Origin of the sequence: Anaerocolumna sp. AGMB13025 (genome assembly GCF_029689925.1) — a bacterium.
In the GTDB taxonomy this organism is placed as follows: Bacteria; Bacillota; Clostridia; order Lachnospirales; family Lachnospiraceae; genus Anaerocolumna.
Window position 1 is genome coordinate 2,671,075 of sequence record NZ_CP121445.1, and the last position, 14,432, is coordinate 2,685,506.

Below are 14,432 nucleotides of genomic sequence, written 5' to 3' on the forward strand. Positions count from 1 at the left end.
AAATCCATGCAGTATTGCGAGCATTGTAAGGTTTACGTCCGGGGCGACCGGAAATACTGTCCGTTATGCCAGAATACATTATCCGGCACCGGCAGTGAAGAGGAAGAGTTATTTCCGGTTGTTCCGGTAACTTATCAGTATAATTTAATGATTCGGGTTATGCTCTTTCTTTCAATCTGTATCGTGGTTATAAGTCTGGCGGTTAATGCCATGTTTCCGGTAAAGGTTAACTGGCCGATGTTTATTATAGCCGGTATTTTATGTATCTGGATCAGTCTGGGTGTGGTTGTCAGGAAGAGGCACAATATACCGAAAAGCATTATCTGGCAGGTAGCGGTTATCTCTATATTAGCGGTGATTTGGGACTGGCGTACCGGCTGGCGGGGATGGTCACTGGATTATGTAATCCCTATTGTCTGCGTTGTTGCCATGTTAATTATGTATGTAATGGCTAAAATCATGCGGCTGGGAGCCAGGGATTTTGTTATCTATATAGTACTGGACAGTATATTTGGAATTATTCCCCTTCTGTTTATCCTGCTGGACCTGCTGCATACAAAATACCCCTCGATTATATCCATATCGGTCAGTGTATTATCTTTTGCAGCCGTGATCTTATTTGAGGGGGATAATATTAGAGAAGAGCTAAATAAACGGATGCATATTTAATGAGATAGTACCCGGTTTTATCATTATAACCCAGGATGGGAGGAGTTTTAAGTGGTAAAGAAAAGTGATTCGGGTTTCTTAATAAGAAAAGGAAAACCCCTTCCTCTGGGGGTTACAGTTTTAGAAGAAGGAATTAATTTTTCTGTTTCTCTTCCAGAAAGTGATACCTGCAGGCTGAATCTGTATGAGGTAAATTCCGGGCTGCTAAAAGAATCCATTCTTATGACGGAAGAATACCGCTCAGGCAGTATATTTTCCGTAATAGTAAAGGACTTGGACCTAACGGAAGTTTCTTATCTGTATCAGGGAAAAGGTGAAGAATTTATCGATCCTTACGCAAAACTTATATATGGAAGGGAAACCTATGGTAAAATAGCTGCTGATGGTGGAAGAAGCGGCAGTAAAAGTGGTATCAAAGGCGGCTTTTTCACCGGTGAGTTTGACTGGAAGGGAGAAACACCCCTTGCCATTCCCTATTCTGAACTGATATTATATAAATTACACGTAAGAGGTTTTACCATGCATTTATCCTCAGAAGTTCAGGGAAGCGGAACGTTCCTTGGGATCGTGCAGAAAATCCCCTACCTGAAAGAACTGGGAATTAATGCGGTTTTGCTGCTTCCTATTTATGAATATAATGAAATAATACTCCAAAGAGGGATTGTCAGCACTGAGAAAATAAACTATTGGGGTTACAGCAAGGAAAATGCCTACTTTGCACCAAAAGCCTCCTATAGTTCTAACCCCTCTGAGGCGGTTTTGGAATTAAAGAATATGATTGCCGCCCTCCATCGTAATGGCATCGAAGTTATAATGGAAATGAACTTTGTAAAAGGTACCAGCCACAGTCTTATTCTGGATTGCCTAAGGTACTGGGTAATGGAATACCATATTGACGGTTTTAAATTGACCTCAGAAACCATACCCGGAACTTTATTAGCCACAGATCCGTACCTTGGAAAAACAAAATTAATGGCAGAGGGCTGGGACTTTCAGCAGATTTATCCGAAGGACTCTGGCATTGTATTTAAAAATCTGGCAGAATATAATTCTGACTATTCCAGTCATATGAAACAATTTTTAAGAGGAGACGAAGATCAGACAAAAACAGCGTCCTATCATATTAAGAGGAATCCGGATAAAAGTGGTGTGATTCATTATATCACCAACCATGACGGGTTTACGCTTATGGATTTGTTTTCCTATGATTTAAAACATAATGAGAGAAATGGTGAAAACAACCAGGACGGTGCAGATTATAATTACAGCTGGAATTGCGGAATAGAAGGCAAGACTAAGTTAAAAAAGGTTTTAGCCTTAAGGAGAAAGCAGATTTATAATGCTTTTCTGCTGTTATTCTTAAGTCAGGGAACCCCCCTTTTACTAGCAGGAGATGAATTTGGTAATTCTCAGGAAGGGAACAATAATGCTTATTGTCAGGATAATGAAATCTCCTGGCTTGACTGGAACTTATTAAATACGAATGGGGACATCTTCGAATTTGTGAAACAGGTGATTTCCATAAGAAAGCAGCATCCCATCCTTCATATGGAGGGGCAGTTGCGCAGTATGGATTATATATCCTGCGGTTTCCCGGATTTATCGTTTCATGGATTAAAGGCCTGGTTTCCGGATTACAGCCATTACAGCAGAGTGCTTGGGGTTATGTTTGCCGGCAATTATGTTAAGATAAACAGGCAAGAAAATGACCAGATTTTTTACCTTGGCATTAACATGCATTGGGAGAAACATGGGTTTGATCTTCCCAAACTGCCGTCAGGCAGACAGTGGAGGGTGCTTTTTGATACTGGGATTGGCAGTAATCTGAAAGGAACACGAATTGCAGTAAATCAAAGATTTTATGAAGTCGGTGCCAGATCCGTTGTTGTTTTAAGCAGTCAATGACAGAAGAGCTAACTTGTCTGGTATAGTAATTTTTTATAACCAGCAGGGTTAAGAAAATTGTTTATAAAATTTTGCAATAATTAAATTAACTTATAAAATGGGTAGAAGGTATGGTAAAGTAAGTATGAATGGTTTCAATTTAAAATTAATTGCTATGATTACCATGTTCATTGACCATATGGCGGCAATCCTACTGCCGTCGGAATCTACGGCATGGCTGGTATGTAGAAGCATTGGAAGGCTGGCTTTTCCAATTTTTTGTTTTTTGTTAGTGGAAGGTTTTTTGCATACCCATAATGTCAAAAAATATTTAGCCAGGCTTTTATTATTCGCATTGATTTCAGAAATTCCTTTTGACCTTGCATTTACCAGCCGGTCAATACATAATGGCTTTTTGCTGCATCAGAACATATTTTTCACCTTGTTTATCGGTCTTGCGGTAATCTATGGGCTTAGCATAACCTTGACAGTATTTGCAAAGAATATAGTAATAGACAAATTACTTCAAAGCCTCCTAATCCTGACAGGGTGTTTTATCGCCTATAAACTTAATACGGATTATGAATATATGGGTGTATTAATGATTGTAGCATTTTATTTATTACGCAATAATAAAATTTTGCTTGTGCTGGCAGTATTGTCTGTTAATACCTTGTTTGGTCTTGGCATTCAGACCCTTGGAGCAGTATCCATGATGTTTATTTTGACTTATAACGGAAAACGAGGCCGTCAGGGAAACAAATATCTGTTTTATGTATTTTATCCGGCTCATATTTTTGTCTTATATTTAATCAGCCTGCTGCCGGTGTTTTAACACAAGTAAACGGGGATGTCAGGAAAATAAGCACCCCCGTTCTGTAATCATATCATTATCTTAGGCTTCATAGCTGGGTTTCATAAGGTCATTTCATGTGCGTGATCATGGAAATCATCATAATTATAGTAATTTGAGTCCTGGAAGCTTCCATATAACTCATCTGATCCAACAGAATTCTTTTCCGGAAAATAGTAGGGTGCCTGAGTATCAAAATCCGTTATACTATTTTTACTGGGGAACCGATAGTAGCTTCGCTTAGAATGTTCAAAATACATAATTTTGCCCTCCTGTTTTATCCTTTTTCTGAAGTCCTTTGTATCATACATGTGTTTTAATACATGCTATCTTAGTGTTTGCATCATAGGAGGAAATATACATGATATCTTTAAAAATAATCGATATAAAAGCGTTTATGTCAAGTCTGCTGGTTCAAACGGTATTCGACAATTTTCTGCTTTCTGAACTGCATATTAATACATTTAATCATTTTCAGATTGCAGGAAATTTAAATGAGGAATATTATTCAAGCGAAGAACGGGAAGTCCTCGAAGGAAGAAAGTATTCAACCTGGAGCGAGATTAAACCTATAGCTTATTCGTTAATTAAAGGAAATAAGCTTCCTTTAAGCATTAAAATAGTATTATTATTATCACCTTCCAATACGGAAAAAGTGTTGACGAAATCAGGTGCTCCTTTTCAGACAGCTGATATAAACGGACTTTTTTTAAATATCCGGTTTGATAAGGGCAATTTATATTTGATTACCGGAACCTCCGTAAAGAGCTTTAGCATGGATAAAACCCTGGAACGGGCTTGGGATGACGATTTGAAGGTGTTTTTAAAACATTATGAGATTGCAGTGGAAGAGGAATGATTATTTCATAATAATTTTTACGGATTTTGAATATATGATTTGCAGAGTGTCAATTGCAGAGTGTCAAATTAAATTAGATTAGGTTATGTGAATAATTCATAGTTCCGGACAAATACTATAATTATAAAAAATAGTAAAATTGTGATATGACCGGCAGAATGGAAACATTTTGCCGGTTATATTGCTTGTTGCTTCTTATTTGTGGTTGTATAGGTGGAGATTGGAACTAGGCAATAATAAAAAGCTGTGTTCACCTTTGCTGTGAAGGGTAGAATGGAGGAATTATGAACAGTATTGATCTGATGGTAAATGAGCATAAATACATTATGCGTATGTTAAAGGTTGTCAGAAAGGCCTGTTATCTCATACTGAAAGGTCAGGATATTGATTATGAGGATTTTAATCAAATAATTGATTTTATCAGAAATTATGCGGATATGCATCATCATGGTAAGGAGGAAAAATTCTTATTTAAAGAAATGCAGTCTCATTTAGGCGGAATCGGAGATAATCTGGTTACTCACGGTATGCTGGTGGAACATGACCTTGGCAGATTATATATAAGCGACTTAGATGATGCCCTGAAACGGGTTAAGTCCGGAGAGGAAGAAAGCAAGCTGGATGTAATCAGTAATGCGGTCAGCTATACCCATCTTTTGACCAGGCATATCGAGAAAGAGGATGCCGTGGTCTATACCTATGGCGGAAAAAACCTGCCGGAGCATATTTTAAATGATATAAACCAAAAATCTGAACTATTTGAAAAGGAAGCAAAGGGACAAGGAATTCAGGATAAATATATAAAGATATTAGAGGGACTTGAGAATAAATATAACTGATGGTTAATTGAGTAACAGATCTTATTGAATTTGATAAGGAAATATTATAGATTATTGAGTTTTTTGGAAGGAAATATTATAGATTTTTGAGTTTTATGGAAGGAAATATTATAGATTGTTGTGTTTATAAAAGGAAATATCATAGGCTGTTGAGTTTAATGTACTTATTTTCACACTATTTATAGTTCAACGAACTGGCTTATATAGAGATTTTTATTGTTAATGTATTGAGTAACTTAATGATTATAAATAATGGAATTTCATATAAATTATAAATTTGTTAGCACTCACACGAAATGAGTGCTAATTTTTTCTTGACAAACTTATTCTATAGTATTAATATTATTTCTATCAAAAGAAAAATAAAAAATAACCATATAAAAGGAGCGATTTTATGTTGAATGAACATGGCAGTCTTTCCATTAATTCGGAGAATATATTTCCCATTATTAAAAAATGGCTTTATTCCGATCATGATATTTTCTTCAGGGAAATAATATCCAACAGCAGTGATGCGATTACGAAATTAAAAAAACTGGAACTTATGGGAGAAGTAACCCTTCCGGAAGATAATAAATATAGAATTGATGTAATCGTTAATCCCGAAGAAAAAACTTTAAAATTCATCGATAATGGTATTGGAATGACCGCTGATGAAGTGAAAGAGTATATTAACCAGATCGCATTTTCCGGTGCTACCGACTTCTTGAATAAATACAAGGATAAAGCTAATGAAGAACAAATCATCGGTCATTTCGGTTTAGGTTTTTATTCTGCATTCATGGTTGCCGATAAGGTTACAATTGATACCTTATCCTGGCAGGAGGGTGCTGCAAGTGTTCACTGGGAATCAGAAGGCGGCACTGAATTCACCATGGAAGAAGGAGACCGTGAGCTTAGAGGAACTGAAATAACACTTTACTTAAATGAAGACAGTTATGAGTTTTCCAATGAATACCGTGCCAAGGAAGTGATCCAGAAGTACTGTTCCTTTATGCCAATCGAAATTTATTTTAAGAATGCCAATGCACCAGTAGAGGAAGAGACCGAAGAAGAGGTTACTGAGGAAGAAGAGACTATAATCGATGCTTCTGTAGATGAAGACGGCAATGTGTCTGAGCAGGAAGAAACTGATGATACTGAGGTTGATTCAGAGACCGCTTCTGAACCTGTGAAAAAGGGACCTAAGAAACCGGAACCTCTTAATAACACCACGCCTCTTTGGACAAAGCATCCCAATGACTGTACGGAAGAAGAATATAAAGAATTTTACCGTCAGGTATTTATGGATTATAAAGAGCCTCTGTTCTGGATTCATTTGAATATGGATTATCCATTTAACTTAAAAGGTATCTTATATTTCCCTAAATTAAATACAGAATATGATACGTTAGAAGGAACAATCAAATTATACAGCAACCAGGTATTTATTGCAGATAATATCAAAGAAGTTATTCCTGAATTCTTAATGCTGTTAAAAGGTACCATCGATTGTCCTGACCTACCCTTAAATGTATCCAGAAGTGCTCTTCAGAATGATGGATTTGTTAAGAAGATTTCTGATTATATTACAAAGAAAGTGGCTGACAAGCTTTCCGGTATGTATAAAGTGGAAAGGGAAAGCTATGAAAAATTCTGGGATGATATCAGTCCTTTCATTAAATTTGGCTGCTTAAAGGATGACAAGTTCCGTGATAAGATGAAAGATTTCATCATCTTTAAGAATCTGGACGGTAAATATTTAACCTTACCGGAATATGTAAAAGCTTCTAAAGGAGATAACGAAGAAGCGGTCGAGGATAAAGGAAAAGACAGCGAAGAAAAAGCAGAAGCTGCCGAAGCGAAAACAGAAGAAAAAGAAGATCAAACACTTGTATATTATGTTACGAACGAACAGCAGCAAAGCCAGTACATTAACATGTTTAAAGAAGAAGGCATTGATGCACTTATTTTAACACATAACATAGACCAGCCATTTATTACTCAGTTAGAGCAGCAGGAAAAATCCTACCGTTTCCAGAGAATCGATGCGGATATTACCGACAGCTTTAAGGAATCCAATGATGAGGAAGCTTTAAAAACTGAAAACGAGAAGCTTACTGAATTATTCAGAAAAGTACTGAATAAAGAAAAACTGGAAGTTAAAGTTATGAAGCTTAAAAACGATAAAGTATCCTCTATGATAACCCTTTCTGAAGAAAGCCGTAGAATGCAGGATATGATGAAGATGTACAATATGTACGGCATGGATCCCGGAATGTTTGGAAGCAGTGAAACCCTTGTGCTAAATTCCAACAATAAGCTGGTACAGTATATATTTGAACATGGTGAAGCAGAACATGTAACAATGATCTGCGAACAACTATATGACCTTGCTATGTTAAGTCATAAACCTCTTGATGCAGAAGCGATGACTAAGTTTATCAGCAGAAGCAATGAGATTATGATGGTTTTAGCGAAATAATCATTATTAATAAGAGATTAGAGATAGATTTCATAAAGCAAAAAGAACAGAATGTTCCAGGCATGAGATGCCTGTTATCACACCCATACCTGTTTTAAATTTGAATGTTTATGGGAGAAGGAACATTGTGGACTTTATTAAATATAAACAGAAGAACCGCTCCATGTTATCCAGGAGCGGTTCTTCTGTTTTAACTAGGAGTACGAACCGAAAGCCATTGTGAATGAAATAGCATCATGAAATAAATAGTGTTATAAAAAAATCTAAATAAACCTCCTGAGTTTAGAAAATATTTAGAAAGTCTTTATGAAAAGGGCTTTAAAAATCAAATATAGTATGCTATGATTAATAGTAATGAAAACTATATGTCATAGTAAAGTTTATAGAATTACATGGTTGTAATTACCAATATATGTAATTGAAATATAAAAGGCTTCAATATCTTAGGAGGATAAACCAATGGCTTATAAAATAATTGTGGATAGTTGTACGGACTTAACAGATAGTATGAAGAAAGATAAACATATTTATTCAGTACCTCTATCATTGCAGGTTGATGACAAAACTATTGTAGATGATGAAACATTTAATCAGAAAGAATTTTTACGCATTGTAGCAGCAAGTCCGAACTCACCGAAATCTTCCTGTCCTTCTCCGGAAGCATATATGAAACTATATGGCGGAGAAGAAGATATATACGTGGTTACTTTATCAGCCAATCTAAGCGGCTCATATAACAGTGCAGTACTTGGCAGAAAATTATACTTAGAGGAAAATCCTCATAAAAATATAGAAATTTTTAATTCCTGTTCCGCATCAGTGGGTCAGACCTTAATTACAAAGAAAATTCAGGAATATGTAGAAGCGGGTAAAGAGTTTCAAGATGTCGTCCAATCAGTCAAAGCTTTCAGAGAAAAATTAAGTACAAAATTTGTCCTGGAAAACCTGGACACCTTACGAAAGAGCGGACGTCTTACCGGTATTAAAGCAATTTTAACCAGTGTATTAAATATTAAACCGGTTATGGCAGGAACAGCAGACGGCAACATATGTAAACTCGACCAGGCCAGGGGAATCCAAAAAGCTTTATTGTTACTGGCAACCCTGATCGAACAGGATGCCGTTCAGCCGGAAGATAGGACTCTTGCCATCTCACATTGCAATAATTATAACAGGGCATTGTTTGTAAGAGATGAGATCTTAAAAAGAGTGCCTTTTAAAGATTGTTTTATTGTAGATACGGCCGGAGTAAGTACTATGTATGCAGGGGATGGCGGTGTTATTGTTTGCTATTAAGAAGAATCTTGTTTCGAGGCACCTCGTCCTTATTGTCAAGGTAACCCCGCTTATCTTCGTTGACAGTAAATGAATTAGAAAATCTTGCGAAAGTATCTTAGTAATCGGACCTAGATAGGGCATTAAGCCGCCCCGTCTCAGGTCTGTTTTTTTATCTTTTCAATTACAGACCATGCAACGCTTCTTAAATTAAACGGTAGAAAATCCCTGAATAACCCAAGTGAAATTAAGCATCTCAACTTTTTTCTCCTTTTTAAATGAAGAAAAAAGAGGAAGAAAAGAGAAGTGAAGTAATAACCTCATACCATACCCTTGGTACCGTACTAGAAAATAATGGTAGCAATAATTGGAATGGTGGTGTAAAATGTAAAAATAAGAAGGTATTCAATTACGAATTGTTAAAATGAATAAAAAGAATGGAGTTGTCTATGATAAAAAGATATAGCTATATGGGAGTTATCATTCTATGCTGTATCCTTGTGGTAGCTTGCGATAAACAAAAACAAACAGAAAAGAAATCAGATACGGGTCTTCAAGCCAAAAATGTAGTATCAATTACACCTATAACAGGGGGAATGCAAAAAATTGAAGAAGCAGATTTTAATACAGATATGATGAATTGGTTGATGGAAACAACAGACATACCAGTTTATTTGCCATGTAATTGGGCTCCTATTATTAACAAAGACGGCATACAAAAGTATTACCTAGAGGCATCTGGTAATGAGGATTCATATAACATCAATGTTTATGCTACTAAGGTGTCTGTGAAATTCAATGATAATAGTGACTTGCTTAATAAAAATGGACCTGTTAGTGAAGTTGATTTTGTTGGAGCTATTAGCGGAGGAAAAAGCAAGATAACCGCAGACTCAGCTAAAAAACCCGAAGATGCCAAGCACTTTGAACTTACACCTGGCATAACTGCATATGAAGATGGTACATCAGTATGGTGGAAGGAAGGCGGTTGGACATTTGAATATATTGGTTCAAGTGATATCAATTCACTGGAAATGATAGCCTCAGCTTGGTCTGATTTTGATACACAGGCATCAAAAACTGTAAATGTAAAAATCGTAGGGGGTAATAGATTGACTTTTGATTATACATGGGTAAACGATGGTTATCAATATAGTTTTACAACACATGAAACAGATTATGATGATGTTTTCAAAATTCTAAATAGTTTTATCTCAATTGAGACAAAGAATTTTAAGGTGCTATCTCAATTTTGAAGGTATCTAACCTACGAGTATTATAGTCAAATGTATAGCAGAGAAGGGGACTAAGATAAACAGCCTAAACTGTTACGATTCCAAGGAGGTTCATTATGAAGAGATGGGAAGAATTTATTTTAGAATTCTATGAGATGATAAGCAGTGAGGAGAGACTGGTCTATCAACCTATAATCGAGGCCTTGGTTGAATTGGATTATACTCCCATAAGAAAACGTACAAAAGGGTTTATTCTTTCATTTAATAACCTTGCCCATAACCGAGTAATAGCACGGCTCGGCGTCCGAGAGGGTACTGGAAAAGCATTTTTCGGATTACGTTTTTCATCTTGTATTAAATACTCGGACAAATTTGCCAGTGTTATTCGAGATAGGATATTATCAAGCAATAACCGCCTCGCAAAATGTGGGGATTGTGGTTATTGTAAGGGTGATAAATTTGTTTATACCTATACGTTCCCAAACGGAGAAAGCAAAGATGCGTGTGGTGCATTTGTGTTGGATATACCCGAGGTTACGATATCTGATGTCAGTGAAATCAGAAAGCTTATCGCAGAACAGCACGAATACTTCATGAAGTATGCTTTGTATGTTCCCAAATAATGTTTGTATTGTGGTGCGTTAATGAGAATGATCTGATTCCGGCTTGTACATCTTGCTTTAATGTGTTAATGACCATGGCAATGGTGAAAGTATATGAAAACCTGGCAGATAAACTTACGAAGCATACTCTTTAGTAATCTTCTTACACAAAAGTTGATAGCTTAGAACTACTCATTATTATTTATTTACTATATATGATGTTAGAAAATTTTAATTATCTTATGACAAATCATCGTATTCTAAGACATGACTTTCTGAGACATGATAGTATAAAATTATTCCTTGAAAGGAGGTTAGCCTGTGAACTGGATACAATGCCTGACAAATGCGATTCATTACATTGAAAAGCACTTGACCGACGATATTAACATAGATGAATTAGCAAGCCAGTCCTATACATCAAGTTCCCATTTTCAGCTCATTTTCCATTTAGTAATGGGTATGACCATAGGCGAATACATTCGCAATAGACGAATGAGTTTAGCTGCACAGGATTTATTACAGTCAAATAGCAGAATCATTGATGTGGCTATGCGATATCAATATGATACGCAGGAAAGCTTTTCAAAGGCGTTTACACGGTTTCATGGCATGCCGCCATCTAAGGTGCAGCGGGAAAATGTTAAGCTATTTTATCCGTTGTCCATTAACGTTACCATTCAAGGAGGATTTGATATGTCACGTAAATTAATTGACGAGTTTTATTGGAGCGACCTGGAAGGACATAAGGATGAGACACTGACGGCTGGGGAGAAATACAAAAGAATTGCTGGCTGGGCATTAAAAGCAAGAGGACAAAATCCCGGCGTTTTTGATGCGTTAACCGAATGGGTACTGGACGATTCCCAATGGGGTGATGAAAAACTCAATGAAAATGAACAGATTTTGATGCAGGGTGTGTTTGCGCGTTTCAAAGAACAGAACGCGCAGCTTCGTACATATTTGAAGGAACTCGAACTGTCCGGTGTGGTCAACGAAGCGGTGTTCAAAGCATTAGACAGGTTTGATGCTGAATTATCTGGATGTTCAGCCGATGAGAGGCTGCAGGAAACAGTTACCAGTGTGTTTAACGATTTTTCTGTTATGGAAAAGCGCAGAATCAGGAAAATCATGGCGGGTAATCCAACAGGTCAATATGGTACGCTTGGTGTGGATTTTTATGGATATATCAATTACCTGAAGGACTGCGACGCGGCAGTTCAATGGGCGTTGTTCATGCCGGACATGGTGCAAAGTCAGCAAAAGGGCTTTAAAGTAGACAGCTTTGAATACAAGGAACTGTCTGCCATGCGCTTTATCGGGCGAGAAGGTGATGACTTAGATGATATTGATGTTCGCAAGGATTTATTCCGCATTCTAGACACTTTAAACGAGTATAAATCGGACATTGACTATGATGTTTTATTTATGCATCATTACGGGCTTAGTGTAGATGTTGGACCATGGCACGGCTTTTGGGGACGTTTTATGAAAGCGGAAACTCCTGTACCAGAAGGATTTGTCTATTTTGATTTTGTTACCCATAACGATGGCTTGGCAGGTCTGCCATTCATTTCCCAGTTTGCATACGCAACGTTTTCCGGTGATGTGGAGGCTATGCACAAACGCGAAGGTTTTGACAGCGATGCCATGTATGATGTCACCCGTAACATTATGCTTGGACAAGGGGTAAACATTCCGTATCCGGATAAATATTGGACTGCGGAGGTGTTTCTTGACGGATGTGATAAATACAGCACGGCTTATATGTTTAGTGCGGAGCTGTAAGGATTTAAATTAGGTCTATCAACAATCAGTTATTGGTTAGAAGGTTTTTTTAGTTTCATGAAGAAAGGCTAACAAAGAGGGCATAAATTATGATAAAACAGGCAGAAGTCCATGACAGTAGAAATGTTGCAGAATTAGCAAGGTTATTATGGCCGGATAATGATATCAATTATTTACAGAATGAAATGATAGAATATATTACTTCAAACAAAACAGCAGTTTTTCTCTATTTCATAGAAACAGTGACCGTCGGATTTGCACAGTGCAGTTTACGGAATGATTATGTCGAAGTACCAAAAGCAGTCCTGTTGGATATTTGGAAGGGGTTTTTGTAAAAGATGAGTACCGTAATAGAGGCATAGGGAAAAATCTTGTTCTTCAATGTGAAATTTGGGCAAAGAAGAAAGGGTGCAGCGAATTTGCCAGTGATTGTGAACTTAGCAATTCGGAAAGCTTAAATTTCCATTTACACCTTGGGTTCCAAGAAGCAAATAGAATTATCTGTTTTAAGAAATCAGTATAACAGCAGAAGCTAAGGTGTAGGATATGGAGCGAACATAACTTATTTGAGGAGAATTCAATGAATGATATCATATATTATGAAAATACTGTTACGGCAGAAGAATTATGCTTACTGCAGGCGGCGGTAGGATTTGGTCAGGCGAATATTGAGCAGGCGGATAAAGCAATAAAAAATAGTTTATTTTGCGTATCAGCAATGGTAAATGGAAAAATAGCCGGTATGGGTAGAATAATTGGGGATGGAGCACGTATTTTCTATTTGCAGGATGTATTTATAGCGCCAGATTATCAGAGAATGGGTATCGGTACAGAGATTGTTACCCGTATGATGAAGTTTATTAAGAATAATTCTTTTGAGCATGCGCATACTGCCGTAGGACTCATGGCAGCGAAAGGAAAAGAAGATTTTTATATGAAATTAGGATTCCGGGTAAGACCTAATGATCATGAAGGTCATGGTATGATATATACAATGAATCCGTAACTAAGCAGGAACCAGAAGAATCTTAGATAGGAGGGTGTGTGCATTGTGAAGAAAATAGCTGTAATTATGTTTTGTTCTTTTATTATAACAATTCTATTCCCTTATACTGCCCATGCAGACATGGGACCAAAACCGTCTGTTGTAATTGATTTTAAAGGAATAAATGGTAAAACCTATTATGCCACCCTGCTTTCGGAACAGAAATCTACCGGACCATTCTCAGCACTTAATGCGGGTAATCATGCAAATGCACATTATCAGGAAGGGGATGAAGAGTATGAGATCTTTCAGAAGTTTGTGGAGTATCAGGATGCGGATGGATATTATTTTTTACAATACTTTAAAGACTGTACTCAAACCAATCAATTTAGCTGGACCTATTATCCACCGCAGGTATTTAAAATACTTCTGTATTTCCCTGAAACAGATAGTTTTATTATTAGTGACGAAACCTACCAACGATATGCCTTTGACAGCTACTTTACCGCACAAGTTTCAGGCATAAGCCTTTCTGCGGATGAAACCTATAAGTATACGAATGAAATGCTGTCCCTGATTATCCGTATCGTACTTACGATTGTTACTGAGCTTGGCATAGCTCTATTATTCGGTTTCAGGGAACCAAAGCAGGTTCGTTTCATTATGATTGTTAATGTTGTAACCCAGATTGCGCTGAACTTTACTTTGAATGTGATTAATTATCATTTAGGAGAACTGGCATTTTTATTATTCTATTTTCTCCTGGAAGTTGCGGTATTTATTACGGAGGCAGTTCTTTATACCTGGTATTTAAAAAAATACAGTCAAAAAGCCGTACCGGGATGGAAGCCCGGTGTCTATGCATTGACAGCCAATACCGCTTCCTTTATAATAGGGATTGGAATAGCTTATAAGGTTCCTGGTATTTTCTAATGGATGGATTATGAAACATGGCAACGTATATATAATGATAAAAATA

At 36.8% G+C, this 14,432-nt stretch carries 15 protein-coding genes; 14 read left to right on the forward strand and 1 reads right to left on the reverse strand.

Annotation, left to right across the window (positions count from 1 at the left end; all coding sequences use genetic code 11):
* Positions 1-6 precede the first annotated feature (6 nt).
* The 3 genes from QA584_RS10865 to QA584_RS10875 all read left to right on the forward strand — a co-directional run bounded on the left by QA584_RS10865 (position 7) and on the right by QA584_RS10875 (position 3,388).
* The gene (locus QA584_RS10865) at positions 7-669 is read left to right on the forward strand and encodes a DUF6320 domain-containing protein (RefSeq protein ID WP_278274541.1); all 663 of its coding nucleotides are present in this window, start codon (positions 7-9) and stop codon (positions 667-669) included.
* A 51-nt stretch (positions 670-720) separates the two neighbouring features.
* A complete protein-coding gene (locus tag QA584_RS10870) occupies positions 721-2,574 on the forward strand; it encodes an alpha-amylase family glycosyl hydrolase (RefSeq protein ID WP_278274542.1) in 1,854 nt (617 codons plus the stop codon).
* 124 nt (positions 2,575-2,698) lie between these two features.
* Positions 2,699-3,388, forward strand: coding sequence for a TraX family protein (locus tag QA584_RS10875; protein WP_278274543.1), 690 nt, complete (start codon positions 2,699-2,701; stop codon positions 3,386-3,388).
* An 80-nt stretch (positions 3,389-3,468) separates the two neighbouring features.
* On the opposite strand, the gene QA584_RS10880 is transcribed toward QA584_RS10875, so the two are convergent.
* A complete protein-coding gene (locus QA584_RS10880) occupies positions 3,469-3,666 on the reverse strand; it encodes a hypothetical protein (protein WP_278274544.1) in 198 nt (65 codons plus the stop codon).
* 101 nt (positions 3,667-3,767) lie between these two features.
* On the opposite strand from QA584_RS10880, the gene QA584_RS10885 reads away from it, so the two are divergent.
* The 11 genes from QA584_RS10885 to QA584_RS10935 all read left to right on the forward strand — a co-directional run bounded on the left by QA584_RS10885 (position 3,768) and on the right by QA584_RS10935 (position 14,386).
* Positions 3,768-4,265 (forward strand): DUF5721 family protein, encoded by a 498-nt coding sequence (locus tag QA584_RS10885; RefSeq protein ID WP_278274545.1) that lies wholly within the window; start codon positions 3,768-3,770, stop codon positions 4,263-4,265.
* A gap of 284 nt (positions 4,266-4,549) precedes the next feature.
* Positions 4,550-5,104, forward strand: a complete 555-nt coding sequence (locus QA584_RS10890) for a hemerythrin domain-containing protein (protein WP_278274546.1) — start codon at positions 4,550-4,552, stop codon at positions 5,102-5,104.
* Between the two features lie 394 nt (positions 5,105-5,498).
* Positions 5,499-7,568, forward strand: a complete 2,070-nt coding sequence (gene htpG / locus QA584_RS10895) for a molecular chaperone HtpG (protein WP_278274547.1) — start codon at positions 5,499-5,501, stop codon at positions 7,566-7,568.
* A gap of 459 nt (positions 7,569-8,027) precedes the next feature.
* Entirely contained in the window at positions 8,028-8,864 is an 837-nt protein-coding gene (locus tag QA584_RS10900) for a DegV family protein (protein WP_278274548.1), read from the forward strand.
* A gap of 428 nt (positions 8,865-9,292) precedes the next feature.
* Positions 9,293-10,099: a hypothetical protein gene (locus QA584_RS10905; protein WP_278274549.1), complete on the forward strand. Its 807-nt coding sequence runs from the start codon at positions 9,293-9,295 to the stop codon at positions 10,097-10,099.
* Between the two features lie 95 nt (positions 10,100-10,194).
* Complete coding sequence (locus QA584_RS10910; protein WP_278274550.1) at positions 10,195-10,701, forward strand: hypothetical protein; 507 nt, start codon at positions 10,195-10,197, stop codon at positions 10,699-10,701.
* 300 nt (positions 10,702-11,001) lie between these two features.
* Positions 11,002-12,468, forward strand: a complete 1,467-nt coding sequence (locus QA584_RS10915; protein ID WP_278274551.1) for a helix-turn-helix transcriptional regulator — start codon at positions 11,002-11,004, stop codon at positions 12,466-12,468.
* 89 nt (positions 12,469-12,557) lie between these two features.
* Positions 12,558-12,803: a hypothetical protein gene (locus tag QA584_RS10920; protein ID WP_278274552.1), complete on the forward strand. Its 246-nt coding sequence runs from the start codon at positions 12,558-12,560 to the stop codon at positions 12,801-12,803.
* A complete protein-coding gene (locus QA584_RS28700) occupies positions 12,785-12,991 on the forward strand; it encodes a GNAT family N-acetyltransferase (RefSeq protein ID WP_278274553.1) in 207 nt (68 codons plus the stop codon). The genes QA584_RS10920 and QA584_RS28700 overlap by 19 nt, the downstream gene beginning before the upstream one ends.
* A 57-nt stretch (positions 12,992-13,048) precedes the next feature.
* Positions 13,049-13,474: a GNAT family N-acetyltransferase gene (locus QA584_RS10930; RefSeq protein ID WP_278274554.1), complete on the forward strand. Its 426-nt coding sequence runs from the start codon at positions 13,049-13,051 to the stop codon at positions 13,472-13,474.
* A gap of 45 nt (positions 13,475-13,519) precedes the next feature.
* On the forward strand, positions 13,520-14,386 hold the full coding sequence (locus QA584_RS10935) for a hypothetical protein (protein ID WP_278274555.1): 867 nt from the start codon (positions 13,520-13,522) through the stop codon (positions 14,384-14,386).
* Positions 14,387-14,432: the final 46 nt, after the last annotated feature.